This window comes from Shewanella marina JCM 15074 (genome assembly GCF_000614975.1).
In the GTDB taxonomy this organism is placed as follows: Bacteria; Pseudomonadota; Gammaproteobacteria; order Enterobacterales; family Shewanellaceae; genus Shewanella; species Shewanella marina.
In genome coordinates this window covers 18,842-40,314 of sequence record NZ_BALM01000035.1, presented here as the reverse complement: position 1 = coordinate 40,314, position 21,473 = coordinate 18,842, and the positions used below count along the sequence as shown (strand labels likewise).

12 protein-coding genes and 4 pseudogenes are annotated in these 21,473 nt (G+C 40.4%); 6 read left to right on the top strand and 10 right to left on the bottom strand.

Annotated elements, in window-relative coordinates:
- Positions 1-325 precede the first annotated feature (325 nt).
- The 5 genes from JCM15074_RS18320 to nagK form a co-directional block, all read right to left on the bottom strand.
- Positions 326-1,651: a sugar MFS transporter gene (locus JCM15074_RS18320; protein ID WP_373278923.1), complete on the bottom strand. Its 1,326-nt coding sequence runs from the start codon at positions 1,649-1,651 to the stop codon at positions 326-328.
- A gap of 201 nt (positions 1,652-1,852) precedes the next feature.
- A complete protein-coding gene (nagX, locus tag JCM15074_RS18315) occupies positions 1,853-2,977 on the bottom strand; it encodes a transmembrane glucosamine N-acetyltransferase NagX (protein WP_037469997.1) in 1,125 nt (374 codons plus the stop codon).
- 14 nt (positions 2,978-2,991) lie between these two features.
- A complete protein-coding gene (nagA, locus tag JCM15074_RS18310) occupies positions 2,992-4,116 on the bottom strand; it encodes an N-acetylglucosamine-6-phosphate deacetylase (protein ID WP_025823142.1) in 1,125 nt (374 codons plus the stop codon).
- 19 nt (positions 4,117-4,135) lie between these two features.
- Positions 4,136-5,146 (bottom strand): glucosamine-6-phosphate deaminase NagB-II, encoded by a 1,011-nt coding sequence (nagB-II, locus tag JCM15074_RS18305; RefSeq protein ID WP_025823141.1) that lies wholly within the window; start codon positions 5,144-5,146, stop codon positions 4,136-4,138.
- A gap of 21 nt (positions 5,147-5,167) precedes the next feature.
- Positions 5,168-6,055, bottom strand: a complete 888-nt coding sequence (nagK, locus tag JCM15074_RS18300) for an N-acetylglucosamine kinase (RefSeq protein ID WP_025823139.1) — start codon at positions 6,053-6,055, stop codon at positions 5,168-5,170.
- Positions 6,056-6,373: 318 nt separating this feature from the next.
- Between nagK and JCM15074_RS24110 the strand changes: the two genes are divergently transcribed.
- Complete coding sequence (locus JCM15074_RS24110; RefSeq protein ID WP_025823137.1) at positions 6,374-8,326, top strand: acyltransferase family protein; 1,953 nt, start codon at positions 6,374-6,376, stop codon at positions 8,324-8,326.
- Here the strand turns inward: JCM15074_RS24110 and JCM15074_RS25435 are convergent.
- The 3 genes and pseudogenes from JCM15074_RS25435 to JCM15074_RS23000 form a co-directional block, all read right to left on the bottom strand.
- On the bottom strand, positions 8,307-8,576 hold the full coding sequence (locus JCM15074_RS25435; RefSeq protein ID WP_234400281.1) for a chitobiase/beta-hexosaminidase C-terminal domain-containing protein: 270 nt from the start codon (positions 8,574-8,576) through the stop codon (positions 8,307-8,309). The two genes, JCM15074_RS24110 and JCM15074_RS25435, sit on opposite strands and share 20 nt — an antisense overlap.
- 162 nt (positions 8,577-8,738) lie before the next feature.
- Positions 8,739-9,092, bottom strand: a pseudogene (locus JCM15074_RS25430) (family 20 glycosylhydrolase); the annotation flags it as partial.
- Positions 9,002-10,873 (bottom strand): beta-N-acetylhexosaminidase, encoded by a 1,872-nt coding sequence (locus tag JCM15074_RS23000; protein WP_304621835.1) that lies wholly within the window; start codon positions 10,871-10,873, stop codon positions 9,002-9,004. The gene JCM15074_RS23000 and the pseudogene JCM15074_RS25430, both read right to left, overlap by 91 nt.
- A gap of 614 nt (positions 10,874-11,487) precedes the next feature.
- Between JCM15074_RS23000 and JCM15074_RS18285 the strand changes: the two genes are divergently transcribed.
- The 4 genes and pseudogenes from JCM15074_RS18285 to JCM15074_RS18270 all read left to right on the top strand — a co-directional run bounded on the left by JCM15074_RS18285 (position 11,488) and on the right by JCM15074_RS18270 (position 16,487).
- A complete protein-coding gene (locus JCM15074_RS18285; protein ID WP_025823135.1) occupies positions 11,488-12,213 on the top strand; it encodes a fumarate reductase cytochrome b subunit in 726 nt (241 codons plus the stop codon).
- A 48-nt stretch (positions 12,214-12,261) separates the two neighbouring features.
- Positions 12,262-14,258 (top strand): annotated as a pseudogene (locus tag JCM15074_RS22995) (fumarate reductase flavoprotein subunit).
- Positions 14,258-14,995 carry a fumarate reductase iron-sulfur subunit gene (locus JCM15074_RS18275; RefSeq protein WP_025823133.1) on the top strand — a complete coding sequence of 246 codons (738 nt, stop codon included), beginning with the start codon at positions 14,258-14,260 and terminating at the stop codon, positions 14,993-14,995. Before JCM15074_RS22995 ends, JCM15074_RS18275 begins: the two are co-directional and overlap by 1 nt.
- 94 nt (positions 14,996-15,089) lie before the next feature.
- Entirely contained in the window at positions 15,090-16,487 is a 1,398-nt protein-coding gene (locus JCM15074_RS18270) for an SLC13 family permease (RefSeq protein ID WP_025823131.1), read from the top strand.
- A 69-nt stretch (positions 16,488-16,556) separates the two neighbouring features.
- Here JCM15074_RS18270 and JCM15074_RS18265 read toward each other — a convergent pair whose 3' ends face one another.
- Together JCM15074_RS18265 and JCM15074_RS22990 are read right to left on the bottom strand one after the other, a co-directional pair.
- Positions 16,557-17,255 carry a SapC family protein gene (locus tag JCM15074_RS18265; protein ID WP_025823129.1) on the bottom strand — a complete coding sequence of 233 codons (699 nt, stop codon included), beginning with the start codon at positions 17,253-17,255 and terminating at the stop codon, positions 16,557-16,559.
- A 170-nt stretch (positions 17,256-17,425) separates the two neighbouring features.
- Positions 17,426-20,085, bottom strand: a pseudogene (locus tag JCM15074_RS22990) (TonB-dependent receptor).
- A 337-nt stretch (positions 20,086-20,422) separates the two neighbouring features.
- Between JCM15074_RS22990 and JCM15074_RS22985 the strand changes: the two are divergent.
- Positions 20,423-21,440: pseudogene (locus JCM15074_RS22985) on the top strand (LacI family DNA-binding transcriptional regulator).
- Positions 21,441-21,473: the final 33 nt, after the last annotated feature.

Genomic DNA, 21,473 nt, shown 5'->3' with positions numbered 1-21,473 from the left:
AAGCTTGCTAAAATTAATCACTATCTCTGTTACCATCCCTGCCAGTTTGTTTATATTATCTTTGTTATATTAAAAGCTTATCAACCTTTGCTATGCTAAATACATAGAAGCAGTAATGATTATTCCAATCAACCATATAAATATGGCCATTAGCTTGATTGCACAACCATATGAAAACCTAACTAGAATAAGCACTGAATTCGACTTCAGCTACTGTGTTCTAATCGCGCAACAAGATGTTGGTGGCGGAATAGACAAGATAAACTTTTAACGCAATAAAAAAGGTGCCAATTGGCACCTTAATCGGTCTAACTATGAATAGTTCTTATGATTTCCAGTTACGCATCTTATGGCCTTTCAGCGCATAGAATAGAATAAATAGATAACAGGGTAAGGCCACCCAATAGGCTAATTGAGTATTATCAAAGTGATGCGCAACTTTACCAAAAATAAGCGGTAAAATGGCTCCACCAGAGATCCCCATAATTAATAATGCCGAACCTTGAGCGGTATACTTACCTAAACCATCTAATGCCAGCGGCCATACTGATGGCCAAACTAATGCGTGTGCTAACCCCATCATAGCGACAAAAGTCACAGAGTCAGGAATAACAGCAATCCCGGTCCAGCCCCATAATGTTGACGCAATTATGGTGCTATCAGTCGATGCTGTTGCCGCGCCAATCACACATAAGCTACCTGCAATCGCAGATAACAATAATGCAGTTTGTTGACTCATGAATCGCGGAATACAAGTTACCCCAATAAGATAACCAAATACCATAAAGACCATAGTATATGAAGTCAACGCAGCAAAGTTACTGACCCCTAAACTTTCACCATATAAACCAATGGTGTCACCCGCAATGACCTCAACGCCAACATAAACAAATAATGTAACTGCGCCGAGTACCACTTGTGGGAAGTGAAGAATACCCGTTTTGTCTTGATGCTGATCTTCACCCTCAAAATCAAGCTCTGGCAGAGATGAGAATTTAACTAACCCAATCAAGAAACACAATGCGACAGCCATATAGATATATGGCATAACCAGTCTTGATGATAATTCAGTAATTTGAGCTTGGCGTTCAACTTCATTCATTGCCGCAAGATGATCGGCGGTAAAGTTTTCTAAACCTGACAAGACTACTGCGGTAAATAATAAAGGAACGATCACCCCTGCTCCTTTATTAATTAAGCCCATAATACTGATCCGCATTGCGGCACTTTCTTTAGGGCCTATATGCACAACGTAGGGATTGGATGCAGTTTGTAATATAGTTAAGCCAGTACCCAATACAAATAATGCCACTAGGAATAAAATATAATTGGCAGTTTGCGCGGCAGGAATAAACAGTAAGGAACCCACTACCATAATGGCTAGACCTATCGCCATACCATCTTTATAACCTGTACGTTTTAAAATCGATGACATCGGTAATGCCATTACCGTGTATGCGATATAAAACGCAAAAGTCACAAATAGCGCTTGGAACTCATTGAGCTCACAAATAATTTTTAGAAAAGGGATCAAGGAGCCATTCAGCCAAGTCACAAATCCAAAAATAAAAAATAAAATGCCAATAATGGTCATTGGTAGTACGCTGCTTTGAGCACCGCGAGGCGTACCTTTAATTGCTGTCATATCCATAACCCGCTCTTCTATCTATTATTGTAATTTACTATCGGAAGCTACCAATAGTCGAGTAACACTAATAACACTTCATCAGTGTAGTGATGCTAATATTTGACGTGAACTTGTTTCAAATATGTTAACAACTAAACATCAATAAGACAACGCTGTCATTTTTGCGAAAAGACTAAATCAGTCATAGTTATACCCATAAGCAGCTTAAATCTTGATAAATAACTTATTACGATATAACCAAAATAACAGCAGCCATTGTACCAATAAAACTGAAATAACCGCGCCTAGTTGTTGTCCACTTAGTGGCAACGCCGCAATTAATCCACCAAAAATTGAGCTAGCACTATAATTCCAATTAATCAAACTCGTGCCCAAATAAATCACGATGGCATTAGTACCTATAACCACAAAAATAAAACTTAATTTGTGCCAGTTTAATAAATCAACTAGCGCATAAAAAATCGCTAATAAAATACAGCTCCAACCAACACTAACGAATATAAAACTGCTACTCCAAAGCGCTTTATTAACAGGAATATTAAAATCCACTAACCAGCCAACGAGTAACAATATGATGCCAATGCCAGTAATCAAAACAACTTTATGCCATTCAGAACTCATACTCTGGGTGAGTAATCTGCCAATAATCGCGCCCATTAGCGCATTGGCGATAGCGGGTAAGGTCGATAACACCCCTTCAGGATCTAGCGGACGATTTTGATAACTAATGCCAGGTAATAACAGTTGGTCAATATAGGCATTCACGCTTTGAGCTGCGTTTAACTGCCCTGCGCCATATTCTGGCACGGGGAAATAAAGGCTGATTAAGGCATAACCAACCACTATCATAAGTGTACTTATTAACTGCCAGCGTAATGAACAGTGCCAAACAATCATCGCGGCAAAAAACCACGCCAAACCTATGCGGCCCAATACACTGGCATAACGAATTTCGTCCCATTGCATCGGGATCCCACTGCCCCAACCATGGTTATAAATAATGCCTAATATAATTAGCAGAAACAGTCGCTTCAATGCGTGCTGATAGATGGGTTTACGTTTTATAAAAGGCTCTTGATCTAATCTCTTGGGCGATAGGCCAAGGGCTACACCCGAGAGGAAGATAAATAGCGGAAAGATTAAATCGTAAAAAGTGAAGCCATTCCACTCACTATGTTGCATCTGACCATCAAACCATAACCACCCTTTCCATCCTGTCAGCGTCACTAAAGCGGCAAAAATCGCTTCTCCACCTAAGATCCAAAACATATCAAAACCACGTAATGCATCTAACGACATTAGTCGCCGTTTAACTACGGCTTGTTGCATGGTGATGTCCTTTCTTATGTTGTATAAATTAACTCACCTGCACGATAGGTTTGATGCACTGTACCTTCAGCACCCAGTAATACCATATCGGCTCGCGCGCCTAATTGCAGGTGACCATAATCATTTAATCCCAGATATTGAGCCGGATATAAACTGGCCATTCGTAATGCTTCAGCAAAACTCAGCCCTAGCATAGTTTGCGCATTGCTGACTGCTCCAGCCATATCAAGCACACATCCGGCTAACTCTCCAGTACTGGCATTTAATCGGTCACCTTGCCTAATAACCTGTTGACCAAATAACTCAAAACTACTGTTATCACTTAAGCCAACTGGCGGCATTGCATCAGTCACCAACATTATTTTGCCTTGAGGTTTACACTTTAGTGCCAATTTAGCGGCCCCAGTATGCACATGATGACCATCAACAATTAAACCACACCAACTGTTATCGCACTCTAATGCAGCCCCGACCATACCGGGCTCCCGTGCAGTAAAAGCAGACATCGCATTAAATAGATGAGTAAAACCATCTGCGCCAACAGCTAATGCTTGTTTAACCGTTGAATAATCGGCATTTGAATGGCCCAAGCAAACCTTTACATTCGCATCAATTAACGCCTTTATGACTTCAACCGATACATTTTCAGGCGCCAAGGTTACGATTTTTATGCCAAGATCTGAGCGACTAAAAATCGCTAATTCAGCATCTGAAATTCGCCTAATAAAGTTGGCGCTATGCACCCCTTTTTTAGGAATAGAAAGGTGAGGCCCCTCAAAGTGAATGCCAAGCACGCCATCAAGACCCTGACTTACCGCTTCGGCCATGGCTGTAGCAGCTTGTTGCATCACTTTCAGCTCATCAGTAATTAAGGTTGGTAAACAAGCTGTGGTACCAAATTTAGCATGCGCTGCCGTTATCGTATGAATCACTGCCAGACTAGGGTCGGCATTAAATAGGGCACCACCACCGCCATTGACTTGAACATCAATAAAACCCGGTACTAAGGTGCCACTTAAATGGCTGACATCATCAGTTAGTAAATCATAACTCACCACTTTGCCAGCATCGATAGTAAGCGCTTGATTACGATAAAAACGATGACCATCAAATAAACGTTCAACAATAAACGACTGCATAAATTTATATCCCTAGTTTTTACACTGTTTGGGTGACTTTCTTTAAACCGACAGGTTGATCGGGATCGATCCCTTTAGCCACTGCCACCCCAGCCACATCAATATAAAAACGCTGTAATAACGCTAATGGCGCAATGCGAGGATGAATATCGGCTGAGGTCTGATTCAAATGAATCAAATTGGCTCCGCGCGCTGTCACATTATCAATTTGTTCGATATGGCTGGTGTAAGACTCATCATTAATGCAAACATCTACAATGGTCAGCTTTGATTCAACCAAAGTCACTGGGCCATGTAAAAATTCAGCGCTACTAAATGCTTCAGCATGTACAGAGCACACTTCTTTAAGTTTAAGCGCTATCTCTTTGGAAACTGCATAACCAAGTCCTCGTCCCAGCACCACCAAATTACGCTCATTTGCAATCGCATCTATGGTCAATTGTGCCGGAGCCGCAACCGCAGTTTGCAGTGCTTGAGGGAGTGTTTCGACAGCCTTAGCTAATGACTCACTTAAAGTCCATGCACTCGCTAATTGTACTAATGCCGATAAGGTCGCTAAATAACTCTTGGTTGCAGCAACGGCTTTTTCTTCACCCGCTCGCAATGGCAAAATCACATCTACAATATCTTTAATTGGTGCAGTTTCATCATTCACCAACGCCACACAAAAGGCACCAGCTTGCTTTGCCATTTTTGCTTGCGCTAAAATATCTGGACTACGACCAGACTGAGAAATAACAATCACCAAGCTGTCTTTTAGTGCTAATGTTTTGCCATATACGCTGGCAACAGATGGCGCGGCCGCAAATGTAGGGACACCAGCTTCAATTTCAAATAAATATTTAGCAAAAACGCCAGCATGATCAGATGAACCACGGCCAATAATCATCACAAACTTTGGCGCCAATTTACGTAATGTCTGACCTAACTCTGCCGCTATCGGCGCATTTAATCTCAATTGTTCTGCTATTTTTGCTGGTGCCTGCCTAGCTTCTAATTCCATGATGGTATTGGTATTTGAAATCGTCATCTCATTATTCCTTTAATTGATTTAATTGAGTAATTGCTGCTGCGCATAATAAACCGCGCCCATTTCAGGAGAGTTAATCGCAGGCTTGAGCTGTTTAATAACATCGTCTGCCAACCAAGGTTTTAATGGTTCAGCAAGACCGCCAATCATGGAGAATCTCGGTGGATTAAGGCTTAATAACTGTCTCGCCATATCATTAATATAGCTAGCCCCTTCAGTCACTATATTGTTAGCCACTTCATCGTCATTGGCGGCTTGTAATACATAACGTGCTAGCTTGGCATAATGGCTAGAGGTTTCTCCGGCAAGGTTTTCGACAATCCCCATCGCATCAGAAACTTCAAAATAATCGAATAGCAATTGGCATAATTCAGTTTCAGCAGCTAAACCATCCAAGGCTAATAGCGCTTTTGCTGCCGCTTGTTGTCCCAACCAAGCCCCGCTTCCTTTATCACCCAAGCCAAAACCATGTCCACCGATCAATAAATTTTTATCACCAACATGCGCATAGCCACAAGATCCTGTACCGGTAATAATGACGGCGCCATCTCCGCCTTGATGTGCGCCAATACAAGCCGTATGTAGATCTGTTGTCACAAACATCTGCGCAAATGGATGCTGCCAAGCTTCAACCTGTTGCTTGAGTTTATTCAGGTTCACCCCAGCAAGACCAACACCTGCAATCGTTTGTGATAGTGCCTCAGTTGGCAGCTCTGCATTTACAGCTGCCAGTTGCACGGCTTGCGTCATAGAGGTAAAGGTCTGTTGAATACCATGAAGTGGATTGGCACGACCAGAAAGGCCCTCACCTAATATTTTATTGCCCGCATAGATGACTGCTTTACACTTGCTGCCACCACCATCAATACCGATAAATAACTGTTCTGAGTTGGTGTAGGTTAATGTCATATAAGTCCCTATATTTTTATCCTTGCCGACTTGGCATCACCCATACAATGATACGCATCGGTTAAATTAATGTTACAGCATAAATGACAGCGCTGTCATTTATTTGTTCATAATTTATTCAATCAATTTAGTGAGGTCAGACTTTATATTGATTTATTCTTTGAATTTAAAGCTTTTAATTTTTTCTTTATTACACTTAATCATATTCAAGCTATTCCAAAATCTGAAATAGCTTAGCTATAACGCTGACAGTAATAATTCATCGATATTAATGTTCAAGGAGGAATCATTTTCAACATCATGTTGGGGAGATAACTAGTGCATTATCGTGAGGAAATTGACGGCCTGCGTGCCCTTGCCGTTCTCCCGGTTATCCTGTTTCATGCTGAATTTCAGCTATTTTCAGGGGGATTTGTTGGTGTTGATGTTTTCTTTGTTATTAGCGGGTATTTAATCACTTCAATCATAATCAATGACTTAAATAAACAACATTTCAGTCTAATCAATTTTTATGAACGCCGAGCCAGACGAATTTTACCTGCATTATTGTTAGTGATTATCTGTTGTATTCCATTGGCATGGTTGTGGTTAATGCCTTTAGATTTTGAAGATTTCTTACAAAGTTTAATCGCAGTCCCTTTATTTTCATCTAATATTTTGTTTTGGCTGGAAAGCGACTACTTTGCCACTGCTGCTGAACTCAAACCGCTATTACATACGTGGAGCCTAGCACTTGAGGAGCAATTTTATATCTTGTTCCCATTACTGCTAATGTTTGGCTGGCGTTTCCCCAAAAGATACTTATTAATAGGATTAAGCATCTGTTTTATTGTGAGTTTAATCCTGGCTCAATGGGCGGCTTACTATAAACCCAATGCCAATTTTTATTTACTCCCCAGTCGAGGTTGGGAGTTATTAATGGGGGCTTTTGCGGCATTTTATATTAATAAGCAACAACTCGATTTTGAGCAAAATCAGCATGTAAATATAGCGCTTCAACTCTTCAGCCTACTGGGATTAGGTTTCATTATTAGTGCGATTTTTATGTTTGATAGCAGCACACCTTACCCCAGCTTTTATACCCTTTTACCCACTTTAGGTACTTTACTTATTATTTTAACAGCACGTAAAGGAACATGGGTGCAAATCTTATTAAGCCAGCGTTTATTAGTTGCCATAGGGCTCGTTAGCTACAGCGCTTATTTATGGCATCAACCTTTATTTGCTTTCGCCAAATATAATAGTTATCAACATCCAAGTTTGATGCTCAAATCAGCCTTAATTTTGCTTTGTTTTGGCTTGTCTTATTTAAGTTGGCGCTTTGTCGAGTTACCTTTTAGAAATCGTAATAACATCAATGCAAAACAGATATTTGTATTCGCGACAACCACCAGTTTATTACTGATAAGCTGCGGTATGTTATTACTTAAATATGATATCCATTCAAATAATCGTATTGTTAACATCGGCTTATATGAACCTGAAAATAGACAATTGGCGCAAGCCAGTTGGCAGACTTTACGGCAACTCAGTAATAATCCTAAGTATGGTGTTACCGATAATCCATTTGATCAACAATTATGGTTTAAGCAACAGAATAATAAACACAAAATACTCATCATTGGTAATTCACATTCTAAGGATATATTTAATGTTATTAACGCAAGCCATAAGCTTAAGACACGTATTCAGCTCGCGCGTTATGGCACAGAAATAGCGCAAATAGACCAACAACTATATGATTCTAAAAACTTTCAAGCTGCCGATACCATAATGTTCGTTTCACAATATAAGGATCTAGATTTAGCCCAGTTAGCCAAATCTGTCCAACAGAGCCTCGCCATGGCAAAACAGACTGTTATTGTAAAGAATATCTATGAATTTGAGATGTTTGGTCACCGAACTTATAGTGATTTCTTATTAAATCGCTTATTACAAGATTCCTCCCCAGAGCAACTTGCAACTACTGCGGTCAATTATATTAATCAGCAGCACTTCCAGCAGTTTCAACAACGCCCCAGCTCGCCGCGCATTCAACGTTCACATGCAGTCATTAATCAGTTACAACAACAATTCCCACAGCTTATCGTATTAGACCGCATGAACTATATCTGTAGTGACTCACAATCTCATTGTTATGCAATCAATACCGACTTTCAAAAGTACTTCTATGACTATGGTCACCACACGGTGGCCGGCGCCCAATATTTTGGTCAACGCATTGACCAAATTAATTGGTTACAGCCACTTTTTACTCCATCTCGACCTTAATGGTTCGACTAAAACGCTGACCTAAAGGGCTGACACTGCGCACTTCAATCGTACCAGAGGCTGTGACTGGCTTTACATAATGCTGCCAAGTTGATGACGGCTGTCGATACTGCAATTGAAGTCCAGGAAAAATAACATTCATATGTAATTTGCCCTCTTTGATTACGGCCCCAGGCACTGGCAAACGATAATCTATATTGGCGATATCCAATTTATATAAGGCTTTTTGACCAATACCGTTTGCCAGCATTTGCCACTGCTTAGCCTGCATGGCTCTCGCCTCTGCATTAAAGTAATTCGATGTTTGATTATAATCTGCTCCAGCAACTTGATATGGCACTTGCCAATCCGCTTGATGCCATGCCCGCTCTGCTACCATTAATAAGCGAGGGAATGTCATATATTCCACCAGCTGCGGACTACGGATGGTTTCGCTCCATAACTGTGCTGAAATTCCACTAATCACTTTGTTTGCCTGTAATAATGAGCTTTGTTGTTGCTCATCTAACTTATAGACACCATCAGTTAAGCTAAATGATTGACCTTCAATATCAAACCACTGTTCAGCATTAGCGGCTAAATTATCAGGCATAAAACTGAAGATTTTATAACTGTCTAATGCTCTTGCTGCCCAGTAATAACCATGTTCTTTAGGCGATACGCCGTAAGGCATATCTAGGTAAAGTACTTCAGGTACTGACAATACCGTCTGCCAACCTTGGTTAGCCTGTTTGTGCACCATTTTATGGCCACCAGCAGAGATATTTTCCCAAACATGGCTTTGTACTTGAGCGGCATATTCGCTAATCGAGTGTGACTCATGCCATCACTCCAACCAGCTACCATAATGCCTTTGTCATTTAATATCTGGCTGATCCGCTCGATAAAATAGGCGCCTAGCTGGCTTGTATCAGTCACACCAAAGTCATTATTCTCAATAAATTGATGACAAGCGGGCGAGTCTAACCAAGCTCCTGCTGTTTCATCAGCACCAATATGATATTGGGTTAACGGCACCCCTGCTTGTTGATGCAATTTAGCGATTTCATTAATCACTTTATCAATAAATACATAGCTCGATTCTAAGCAAACGTTGATGGTGTTATCGCTATAGTTCTGAATCGATAAATATTGTGTCGTGTCATCACTCTCTGATAATAAATATTGTGCTGCACCAACCTCATCACCTTGTGCAGTTAATTGGCGACTGCGAGCCTCCATCGCTTTAACAGCAGCACGTGAGTGCCCTGGCATATCCATTGAAGGCAAAATATCAATATGTCTCGCAGCGGCATATTGCAATATATCAATGTAATCCTGCTGACTATAAAAACCATCAATTTCAGGGTTACTCTGGGGTCCACTGCCCAATTGAGGTAACAAGCAGCTATTTTCAGCTAAATCATGACAACGTTTGCTGCCTATTTCTGTTAATTCAGCTAAGCCATCAATTTGAAGACGCCAGCCTTCATCATCGGCCATATGTAGATGCAGTTTATTTAATTTCAATGCAGCCATTTGATCCAGCAGAGTGAATACGGTGGCTTTATTATGGAAATTACGCGCCACATCAAGATGCATACCGCGATATAAATAATGGGGTTGATCGCTAATATTAGCGCTATTTACCGTTAAGGTTTGTGGGACTAAAAGACTTGTTAACGATGCCAATCCATAACTGATCCCCTGCTCATCACTACTCAAAATAGTGATGCCGTTTGGCGCTATCTTAAGCTGATATGCACCATGGTGTAATTCAGCCTGCTTAACAAAAGATAGCGGTACTCCTTGCGGTTGAGTAGCAACACCTAATTGCTGTAAGCGCGCTAATGCCGGCTGGATAAAGCTTATATCAAAGTCTTTAGCACTGACTATCTTAATGCCTGATTGTAAATTTAAGGGCTCAGTTGCCAACCATTCAATACTGGCAGGCGTTGGAATAATGGCTTGCAGCCCGGCTTGTTTCGACAAGCTACTGCGTTGATTTTGGCTAAAGAGATACTCAGCAGTAAGTTGGGGATGCAGATCATCTGGACTACGCTGGTACTGTTTTTGATAATCATCAAATGCCACAATATAAGGCTTTAACTCCATTCCAGTGACAGATTCTGCTTGTAATTGCGTACTCAAAATCAGTTCAGCGGTTAACTGATCCGCTGTCATATAGTAATTTGGCATAATATCGGACTCAGACAATTGCCACAGCTCAGCAATAAAACTTATCTGCTCTGTCTGACCATGATTAAAGCCGACAAATGATGATGTTGGCTTGATCCTATGTAGATCGCCTTGAATACGTTCAATAATGAAATCATCATTTAATACCTGAGTGATAGGTCTAATATGGCTAAAGTAGATAGCCCAGTCCTGATGATTAAGATTTTGTTGCGGGGTCAAATTAATGGTCGCACTAAAGCAACGACTATCGAGTTGATACTGCTGACATTGTTTAGCGGTCAAATTTTGTTGTAGCTGGTATGAAATATCTAATGTTTGCGCAAATTGTTGTAATTGAGATTGGCTAAGGGGCTTAATAGGTTGTTGCATTGATTGTTGGCAAGCGGTTAGTCCTAACACACAAACCATTGATACTAGAATATGCCTCATCTCCATTCCCTATCTATATATTGATTCCATTCCCACCGTCATACAAAAAATAACTGAGTATAGGTCACTATACTCAGTTGAAATTTTGCAACATAGACAAAATAAAATGATAAAGACTAAACATTCAAATCACATAAGGTGTTATTGCTTATTCAATCTAGCCTTATCTAACCCAACGAATGACAGCGTTGTCAAAATAAAATACACAAATAATAATAATTAATCTACATATTTATAACCAAAGTGGTTTAGATGTAGATATTGATAACCCCGTATGTTTAATACTGTTTCAGATAAAAGTTCTATTTTATTCACTTTATATTAGGTAAATAACATTTCAAAATGAAAGTTAATTACTTGATACTATTGGGTAAATGGTAATACCACTAGATATATAATAAATAAAAAGTATGTGATTAATATCTCATAAATAGCCAACCAAATGAGATCTTGATCACTAAGTTCACATATAAATTCACCCACTGTGATCTGCCACTGCTATGGTTTTTTTCCCTCAACAGCAAATGTTCTAAAGAAACACGCAGAAAAATAACATGACAATAAATACATTTGTACCTAACCCTATATCACCACGCGTTCTCGGCCATCGTCGAAGCGCTATTGCAGACCAATTACAAAGTGCCACAGGCATAATGTTAGGCTGCTTTTTGCTCGTCCATTTGCATTTTGAATCCAGTATTTTATTGGGTAAAGATGCTTTCTATCATGTTGTGCAGTTCCTTGAAGGAGGAATGTTCAGTGCAACAGGACATGGATACCCATGGACCTCGCAAATCATCTCACTGATCATGCTAGTAGTCGTAATGGTTCATGCTGGTACAGCACTGCGCCGTTTCCCTATCCAGCTTGGACAATGGCGTGCGCTACGTAACCAACAACAAATAATCAAACATAGCGATAGTCGTCTTTGGTTTTGGCAGCTTATTACTGGATTCGGACTATTTTTCTTAGCACCAGTTCACTTATACGACATGTTAACTGACCCAAGTATTGGTCCTAACCTCTCTGCTGAGCGGGTATACCATGGTGGTTTATGGATTTTATATATTGTATTGCTACCCATGGTTGTTATTCATGCCATGCTTGGGCTTTATCGTGTACTGCTCAAATGGGGCTGGATTAACCAACGAACCCTACTGCGCAAACTAACCATGATAGCCATTGTTTATTTGCTAATGCTAGGGCTCGCCAGCTTAGCGGCATATCTCAGTATTGGTGCCGAGCTATCGTTACCAGTAACACCTTACACACCATCATAAATTGACCCATAAATAGCTTTTCAAGGTTATTAATTAGAAGGTTTAAAAGTGAAAATTATCTATACCGATGCATTAGTTGTTGGTGCAGGCTTGGCCGGGCTTCGTGTTGCCATTGCCGCAAAAGAACGAGGCTTGGATGCCTTAGTATTATCATTAATCCCAGCTAAACGCTCCCATTCGGCTGCCGCTCAAGGTGGCATGCAAGCAAGCCTTGGTAATACAGTAAAAGGCATGGGCGACAACGAAGATGTGCATTTTCAAGATACAGTAAAAGGCTCTGACTGGGGCTGCGATCAAAAAGTAGCACGTATGTTTGCCCATTGTGCCCCCAAAGCAGTACGAGAATTAGCGCATTGGGGCGTGCCTTGGAGTCGTATTCAACAAGGTGGCCGCGAGGTTATTGTTAATGCGGAAAAGGTGACCCTTGAAGAAGCCAAAGCGGCTCACGGCTTAATTAATGCCCGAGACTTTGGTGGCACTAAAAAATGGCGTACCTGCTATACCGCAGATGGTACAGGCCATTCACTCCTGTATGCAGTTGACAATAAGGCCATTTCACTGGGCATTCCAGTTCATGAGCGAGTTGAAGCGCTTAAAATTATCCATGATGCAAACAATGCCAAGGGGTGATTGCTCGTTGCCTAATAACAGGTGAACTGCGCGCTTATATCGCCAAATCAACCACAATCGCAACTGGCGGTTATGGTCGAATTTATGAAATATCAACTAATGCCATTATCTGTGAAGGTACGGGACATGCGTTGGCATTAGAAACCGGTGTGGCCACTTTAGGTAATATGGAAGCGGTTCAATTCCATCCAACAGCCATTATTCCTGTAGGGATTTTAACCACAGAAGGCTGTCGTGGTGACGGCGGTTTATTACGAGATAAAGATGGTCACCGCTTTATGCCTGACTACGAGCCTGATAAAAAAGAGCTTGCTAGCCGCGATGTGGTGTCACGTCGAATGACTGAACATATGCGTAAAGGTAAAGGGGTTGAAAGCCCATATGGTGATCATTTATGGCTTGATATTACCCTTTTAGGCCGTAAACACATTGAAACTAACCTAAGAGAAGTAAAAGAAATTTGTGAAAACTTCTTAGGTATTGATCCTGCGAAAGAGTGGATCCCAGTGCGCCCAACCCAGCACTATTCAATGGGTGGTATCCGCACTAATGAACAAGGCCAAAGCCCACACCTAACAGGCTTATTCAGCGTAGGTGAAGCTGCTTGTTGGGATATGCATGGCTTTAACCGTTTAGGTGGTAACTCATTAGCTGAAACCGTCGTTGCTGGCATGATTATCGGCAAATATGTGGCTGATTTTTGTGAGCAACAGGCGCTAACTATCGATACACAATTAATCGATCAAACTAAAGCGGCTGTAGAAACTGAAATTGAAAGCATGTTAAGCCGAACAGAGGGTGAGAACACCTATAAGTTACGCCAAGCAATGCAACGTATCATGATGGATTATGTGGGTATTTTCCGCAATGGTCCTGAATTAGATAAAGCAATTACAGAACTACAACAGCTATTAGTACGTGCCAACAACATCTGCGTTAACAATAAGAAGCGACATGCCAACCCAGAACTAGTTGATGCGCTACGTTTACGTAAAATGCTTAAAGTGGCCCTAACCGTTGCTTGCGGCGCAGCAGCCCGAACAGAGAGTCGCGGTGCACATGCTCGTGAAGATTACCCTGAACGTAACGATCGTGATTGGTTAAAACGCACTTTAACAAGCTGGCCTGACAGTGATGCCATTGCACCCACATTAAGCTATGAAGATCTTGATGTGATGCAAATGGAGCTACCACCGGGATACCGTGGTTATGGTATCGATAGCACCATCCATCATCCAGATACACCGAAACGAGAAGCTGAGGTTGCAGAATTAACAGCGATGCATAGCAACTCAGATAGAAGCCAATTACAGCATGCGTTAATGCCTTTTGAATTACCAGAGACGTTAACCACAGGTAACCAACGTTTAAGCGATATTTTAGCCCAACAAGCCAGCAGCGGAGAACAACAATAATGAGCGCGGCCAGAACCCTAACATTTTCTATTTTTCGTTATGACCCGCAAACTCCGGGTGACAAGCCAAAAATGGTCAGTTATCAACTTGATGAAACACCGGGAATGACCGTATTTATTGCGCTAAATCGATTACGTGAAGAGCAAGATAGCTCGCTACAATTCGATTTTGTCTGTCGCGCAGGTATTTGCGGTAGCTGTGCCATGGTGATTAATGGTTTGCCAACGCTTGCATGCCGAACATTAACCAGTAAATTTGAACACACTACCATCACGTTAATGCCACTACCGGGATTTGAACTAATTGGTGATTTATCGGTTAATACGGGTAAATTTATGCGAGAAATTGCTGAACGCTTAAAGCTGTGGCTGCACCCAAGTAGCGATGACAAGGATATACATATCCTTGAAGAACCAATGGCGCCCGAAGAAGCGGCTCGCTTATACGAGTTGGAACGCTGTGTTGAGTGCGGCGTTTGTGTGTCAGCCTGCGCAACCAAACAGATGCGAGAAACCTTTGTTGGCGCCGTGGGTTTAATGAAAATTGCCCGTTTTGAATTTGATTGTCGTGACAACCGCAGTGCTGATGACTTTTATCATGTCATCGGTAATCAAGACGGTGTGTTTGGCTGCATGACCTTACTCGGTTGCCAAGACAACTGTCCAAAAGATCTACCGCACATGCAACAAATTGCTTATCTACGTCGCAAAATGACCCACGCTCTAGCCATATCGTAACATCGCTGCAGGTAAGTGATAACTTACCTGCATTCTCAACACAAGTATTCATGGTTTAACCATCATTGACCATACTATTAGGGAAATAAGATCAATGTTAGATGCAAACCAAACGCTTAACCCGCCATCAGCTACAGAGAGAAATAGTAGCCAAGTCACTAAACTGACTATTCTATTTGCTGATATTGGATTACTACTTTTACTTTATTTCTTTCTTCCGTTTGAACAAGGGATCAATACTGGTTTAGCGTTACTCATCTTTGCGGCAATTTTATGGTTAACAGAAGCAATTCACTTAAGTGTCACGGCAATCCTGATCCCGGTACTGGCTGTATTATTTGATGTATTTAATACCCAAACTGCAATGAGTAATTTTGCCAATCCCATTATTTATCTATTTTTTGGTGGTTTTGTATTAGCCGCTGCGCTGAGCCAGCAGGGTGTCGATCAACTGATTGCTCACAAGGTAATTATTGCCTCTAAAGGTAAATTGTCAACTGCTTGCTTTATGCTATTTGGCGTAACGGCATTTCTATCAATGTGGATCAGTAATACTGCCACAGCAGCAATGATGCTACCGTTAGCGATTGGTATTTTACAGCAGCTTGACAGTAAAACTCACCATAAAACCTATCTTTTCTTGCTATTAGGTATCGCTTATTCGGCCAATATTGGCGGCATTGGCACCTTAGTAGGCAGTCCACCCAATGCGATTGCGGCGGCACAAGCTGGTATCACTTTCGGTGGCTGGCTTAAGTTCGGATTACTATCCGTCGCACTACTATTACCGTCAATGTTGATTGCTTTATATTTTTACTTTAAGCCTGATTTAAGTGCTAAATTTGAAATTAATTATCAACAAAAAAAGTTAACTACTGGCGGCAAAGCCACACTGTTAATTTTTATTGGTACAGTAATCGCTTGGATATTCAGTAAACCAATTTCTGGTGCATTAGGTGGTATTAGTCAATTTGATACCATTGTTGCACTGACCGCAGTCGTGTTATTAGCGGGCTCAGGACTGGTAGACTGGAAACGAATTGAAAAAACCACCGACTGGGGGGTATTAATCTTATTCGGTGGCGGCTTAACCTTAAGTGCAGTATTAAAAACAACAGGTACCAGTGTATTTTTAGCTCACTGGGTAACTGATGTTTTCGGTAGTACTCATATGGCACTATTTGTATTTGTGGTGATCTGCTTTGTGGTGTTACTGACTGAGTTTGCCAGTAACACCGCCAGTGCTGCGTTATTGGTGCCAGTATTTGCGGCAATTGCAGAAGCTCTTGGATTATCACCTGTAATGCTATCAGTGCTTATCGGTATCGCTGCATCTTGCGCATTTATGTTACCAGTCGCCACGCCGCCCAATGCCATTGTGTATGGATCTGGCTTTATCAAGCAATCTGAAATGGTGAGAGCCGGTTTTGTGATTAATATTATAAGTATGGTGGTGCTCTATATTATTGCTCACCTATTCTGGACAATTTAATCTCTCTCAAATAAAACAAGGCACTCATTGAGTGCCTTGTTTATATTGAACGGGTATTAAATTTCCATCTTAGCTCAAGGCTTCGGTACGAGCTAAACGATGAATTTGATGTAACGATGTCAAATGACTATAAATAGGCCCTAATAATCCTAATTGACGTAATTCAGCAAATTGCTCATCCGTTAACTTATTCACATTCGCTTCATTAATAAGATAGATGCCATTAATGTTACGCTTCTCACCTTTAACTTCGACTGTTAATGTTTGTGATTCTAATAAGCCCATTTCGGCCAGCTTGGCAAATAAACGCTTACTGGTAACATCTTGTTGATAATGTTCCACCAGCGCTTTTTTACGTGCAGTTAAATAGTCAGTTTCAGCTTCGCCATCAAATAATGCTTGGCCATTTTGCTCATCAACCACGACACCATTTTCACGAATACCAATCCAAACCTTATCTTCCACTTCCGGATTAAAAATAAGGCCTAATGGATAATCACGCACTACATGCGGTTGGTATAAGCCTGTCCACTTACCCTGTTTAACACTCATATTAATGCCCGGCTTTAGCCCTAACATCACGACAGCTTGAAACTCGCCAGTTTCCGCATTTTTAACGAATACAATCGGATGCTCAATTGCGGCCATCGGGAATTCATGAAGGGTAATCGGTGACAAATGCTGCTCTTGCATAAATGAGTAATCGACATTGCCTAATTTAATATGACCGTGCTTATTATGATCAAGTAATTCAATTTGTTGTGACATCTATTAATCCTTTATATTGTTGTCATTGCCATCTCCACGGCAATGTATGAATTAATACTACGGGATATTAATCAATAAATGCAACTGAGAAAATATGACTTATTTATTCATGTTATTAATATCTAAATACAACAAAGCCCAGCATTACTGGGCTTTAATAAGTCATTTAATTAAAATGTAAAAGATAATCCTAACTTATAACGCGCTTCACCTTCAAAGCTCCAAGCGGGATAATTAGCATAAAATTCAGGGTTAAGTTTACGGTCTTTTATATTTTCAGGAACCGATGCCACCCCTTTTTGAATACTGTCTTCTTCGGTTAAATTCACCACCTCGAAAATCACTTTCATAAAATCAGTGACCTGATAATTCATACTTAAATCTAACTGACCATAAGGCTGATGTTCACGATTTCCATAGAATCCTGGTAACTCACGGATCATGTACTCACTGCGCCAGTTATAAGCAAGACGCGCCGTGAAATCATCCATTTCATAATAGCCCACTAAATTAACCGTATGCTTCGATGAATCAGAAAAAACGCCGATTTCATCTGGGTAATTACTAGCGGGAGAACTTGCATCAGCAAAGGTATAATTCGCCGAATAGCCTAACCCATTATCAAAAGCATCTTGAATTTGCAGCTCTACCCCTTCAATGCGGCCACCATTTGCATTAATACGCTCACTTTTAGTCCAGCAGTCATAAACACCTACACCACAGCGACTAAAACCTTGAGCAATCAATCTAGGGTCTTCAATTCCGATTTGTTGATTTTTAACCTGCACAGTTGAAGAAAAAGTGTCGACATCTTTAATATAATAAGTCGCGGCAATTAAACCATTTGGGTTAAAGTACCATTCAATCCCTAAATCAGCTTGAGTCGCTTTGAATGGCTTTAGTGCTACATTCCCTTGATTTAACACTTCATTGCCAGGCACGTCATCGTTAAAGCCTGCTAGTGCAGAAGTTGCAAAAAGTTCTGAATAATTAGGGCGAGAAATAACTTGTGCAGCAGAAGCTCGCAAAATGAGATCTTCAGTTAAATCAAAAGCAATATTAATACTCGGTAATACATCACTATAACTTGATTTATCTGTACTTAAATTATCTGCATAATTACCGAAAGCATCTAATGCATAATAATCTGATGAAATATCGGTCGAAATAAATCTAAGACCAAAATTACCGCGTATCCCTTCAGCGGAGAAATCTGCCATCGCATACATCGCAAAATTCTTTTCATGTAAAGTGCCATACCCTGGCTTATGTAATTCATAACCAGAAATTGCAGCATTTGCATCTGCAATCATCAAATCATAATTGGGATTAGGCAGATAAAATCCCGCCGCAGAAGATACCGAACCATCATAATAATCAGTTGCCTCGCGGATTACGGCATCGCCTAATATTGCATTTTCAGTTGTTTGCTTTACCTTATGATCAGCATAGCGCACACCCGTTTTAAAGGATGTAATTGCGCCTAACTCAACGGGAATAGTTAAGTTTAACTGTGCGTATGACTCTTCATCTGAATTAGGCTGTTTTTTTAATGACCAACCGGCCACGCTCATTGGCCCATTAAAATCAGATGCATCAAAATGTTTTTTGGCAATATCAATCGCAATAACATCACCTGTTGCATCATAAGTGCCTTTGAAATCTTCAAACTGCCCTATGGTTTGGCCATAGTTCGATGTAAGCTCAGTACCACCTTCTGATTTGCTATTACCAATCATACCATCAATAGTAAAATCATCATGTTCATAACTTAAGTCAAAATTATAAGTATTGGACTCCATACTGGCTTTACGTGCCAACTTTGCGCCCAAGCCTGCCATGTCTCTACTTTTCCATCTTTATCAACACCCGCCACACCACTATGAGTCACAGAGGTACATACACCAGCTGCATTTACACTATTACAGGTATTTACACCGTGTTGAGTTGGAAATAAAAATAGAGAAGTATTTGAGTTATCCGCGTCTAAATTTAAACTTAAGATATTTAATCCAAATTGCAAATTATCTGTTGGCGCATATTGCAGTGCAATATTATAAGATTTGCGTTCACGCTCCTGCTGAAAAGTCGTTGGTACAATTTCTCCCCATGCGAGCAGTGACTCAATACCATTACGTTGATAGTCTGTTTGGGTAAAAGAGGCTGAGCCCATCACACCAAAAGTTTCAGCTTCATTCTTCCATGAATAAAGACCAGATAATTCAGGGTCAATCTCTTCAGATATAGAACCATAATCACCTTTCACGCTAAAAAAAGCAGTATTCTGATCCATATCAAGTGGTTTACGGGTATTGACGATAACCGTACCACCAATACCTCCTTCAGGTAAGTTAGCTTGAGATGATTTATATACTTCTATAGAGCCAATGACTTCTGGAGGTAATAAACTGTAATTGAAACTGCGGTCAATAGCTTGCTGATCATACCAACCAGTAGATGCAACTGCATGACCATTAAGTAAGGTTCGGGTAAGTTGGTTAGATGCTCCGCGAATAGAAACTTGCTGACCTTGGCCAAATTGACGGTTAACACTAATACCAGGTATACGAGCTAATGACTCACCAATATCCCCATCAGGAAATTGGCCGATATCTTCAGCGGTTACCGCATCAACAACCGCATCTGAAAAACGTTTCTCGTTTAAACTTGCTTGTTGCGAAGCCCGAATACCCCGTACTTCAATGGTTTCCATCGTTTCAGCTTGCTCTGTATCAGCGTCCTGTGCCATTGCGCTAACAGACACGGCTCCACTTAACAATACTGCAATCTGGCTAGCCAGTAGCGTTTTCTTTAAGTTAATTGAGCTCATCTTGTTCCCTTCCATAACCTTTATCGTTTTAATATCCATAACCATTCAGATGAATGACAACGCTGTCATGACTACAAAAACCTTAACATATGAAATAACAAAATATCCACAATTAAATAACAATAGTATCAGATTGAACATAAACTCGGTTTAAACAAATACTTTAAATAACTGAAATAGAACTTATTTGTTGTTTAGTAAATATCTCTATAATTCTGTGTTCTATTTTTAATACGACCCAGCTATTACTTTTCATCTATTACGATTGCCCTTTTAAATAAAAACCAGCAGTATAGCAATGTAATTAATAAGTTAAGATTTAACTGATGGGTAAATTATGACGGTGACGATTAAAGATGTAGCCAAGTATGCAGGCGTATCTATTAAAACAGTATCCAGAGTCACTAATAAAGAAAGTTCAGTCAAACAGAGTACCGTAGATAAAGTAAATCAAGCCATTATGACTTTAGGTTACCAACCTAATACTGCCGCAAGGAACTTAGCTGCAACCAAATCTTTTATTATTGGTTTTATTTACGATAACCCTAATGCTTATTACATTATTGATATGCAAAATGGTATTTTAAAATCATGTAAACAACATGGTTATGAGCTATTAATCCATCCATGTAATTCAAAATCTTCAACGATTGCAGATGAGTTAACCCATTTAATTAACCAATCTCGGCTCGCTGGTGTGGTACTGACACCACCGCTTTCAGAAGATAAGCAACTACTTAAGAGATTGGATAGTATAAATGCTAATTATGTCCGTATCATGCAGGTAGTCAGCCAGAAAGTGATCAACAACTATCAGTATTAGTTGATGATAAATTAGGCGCAATTAAGATTACCGAACACTTAATTAATTTAGGTCATCAACATATCGGCTTTTTAAGTGGTGATGAGCATCATGAATCAACAAAGCAGCGCTTAATTGGCTACCAAACAGCTTGGCACAACATCAACTTAATAGTGATCCTGAATTAATCATTGCAGGTAAATACTCTTTTGAATCTGGTGTTAATGGTGCTAAACAACTACTGGCGCAAACTAAAACTAATGTCACAGCCATTGTAGCCTGTAATGATGAAATTGCAGCAGGAGCATTATTTGCCGCACGTTTACTCGGAATAGAAGTGCCACAACAGTTGTCTATTGTCGGCTTTGAAGATAGTCCGTTCTCAAGACAAACTTGGCCAAAATTATCAACGGTCAACCAACCTAATATTGTTATTGCCCAAACAGCTACTGAGCTACTAATTAAGAATTTGCATAAGAATTATCAATCTTATGCAGAAGTGTTTATCCCTGAACCCGTGATTCGAGACTCAAGTGCAAAAGTAAATCGCTAAAAAAACAAACTATTTGGCTACACCTGTATCAAA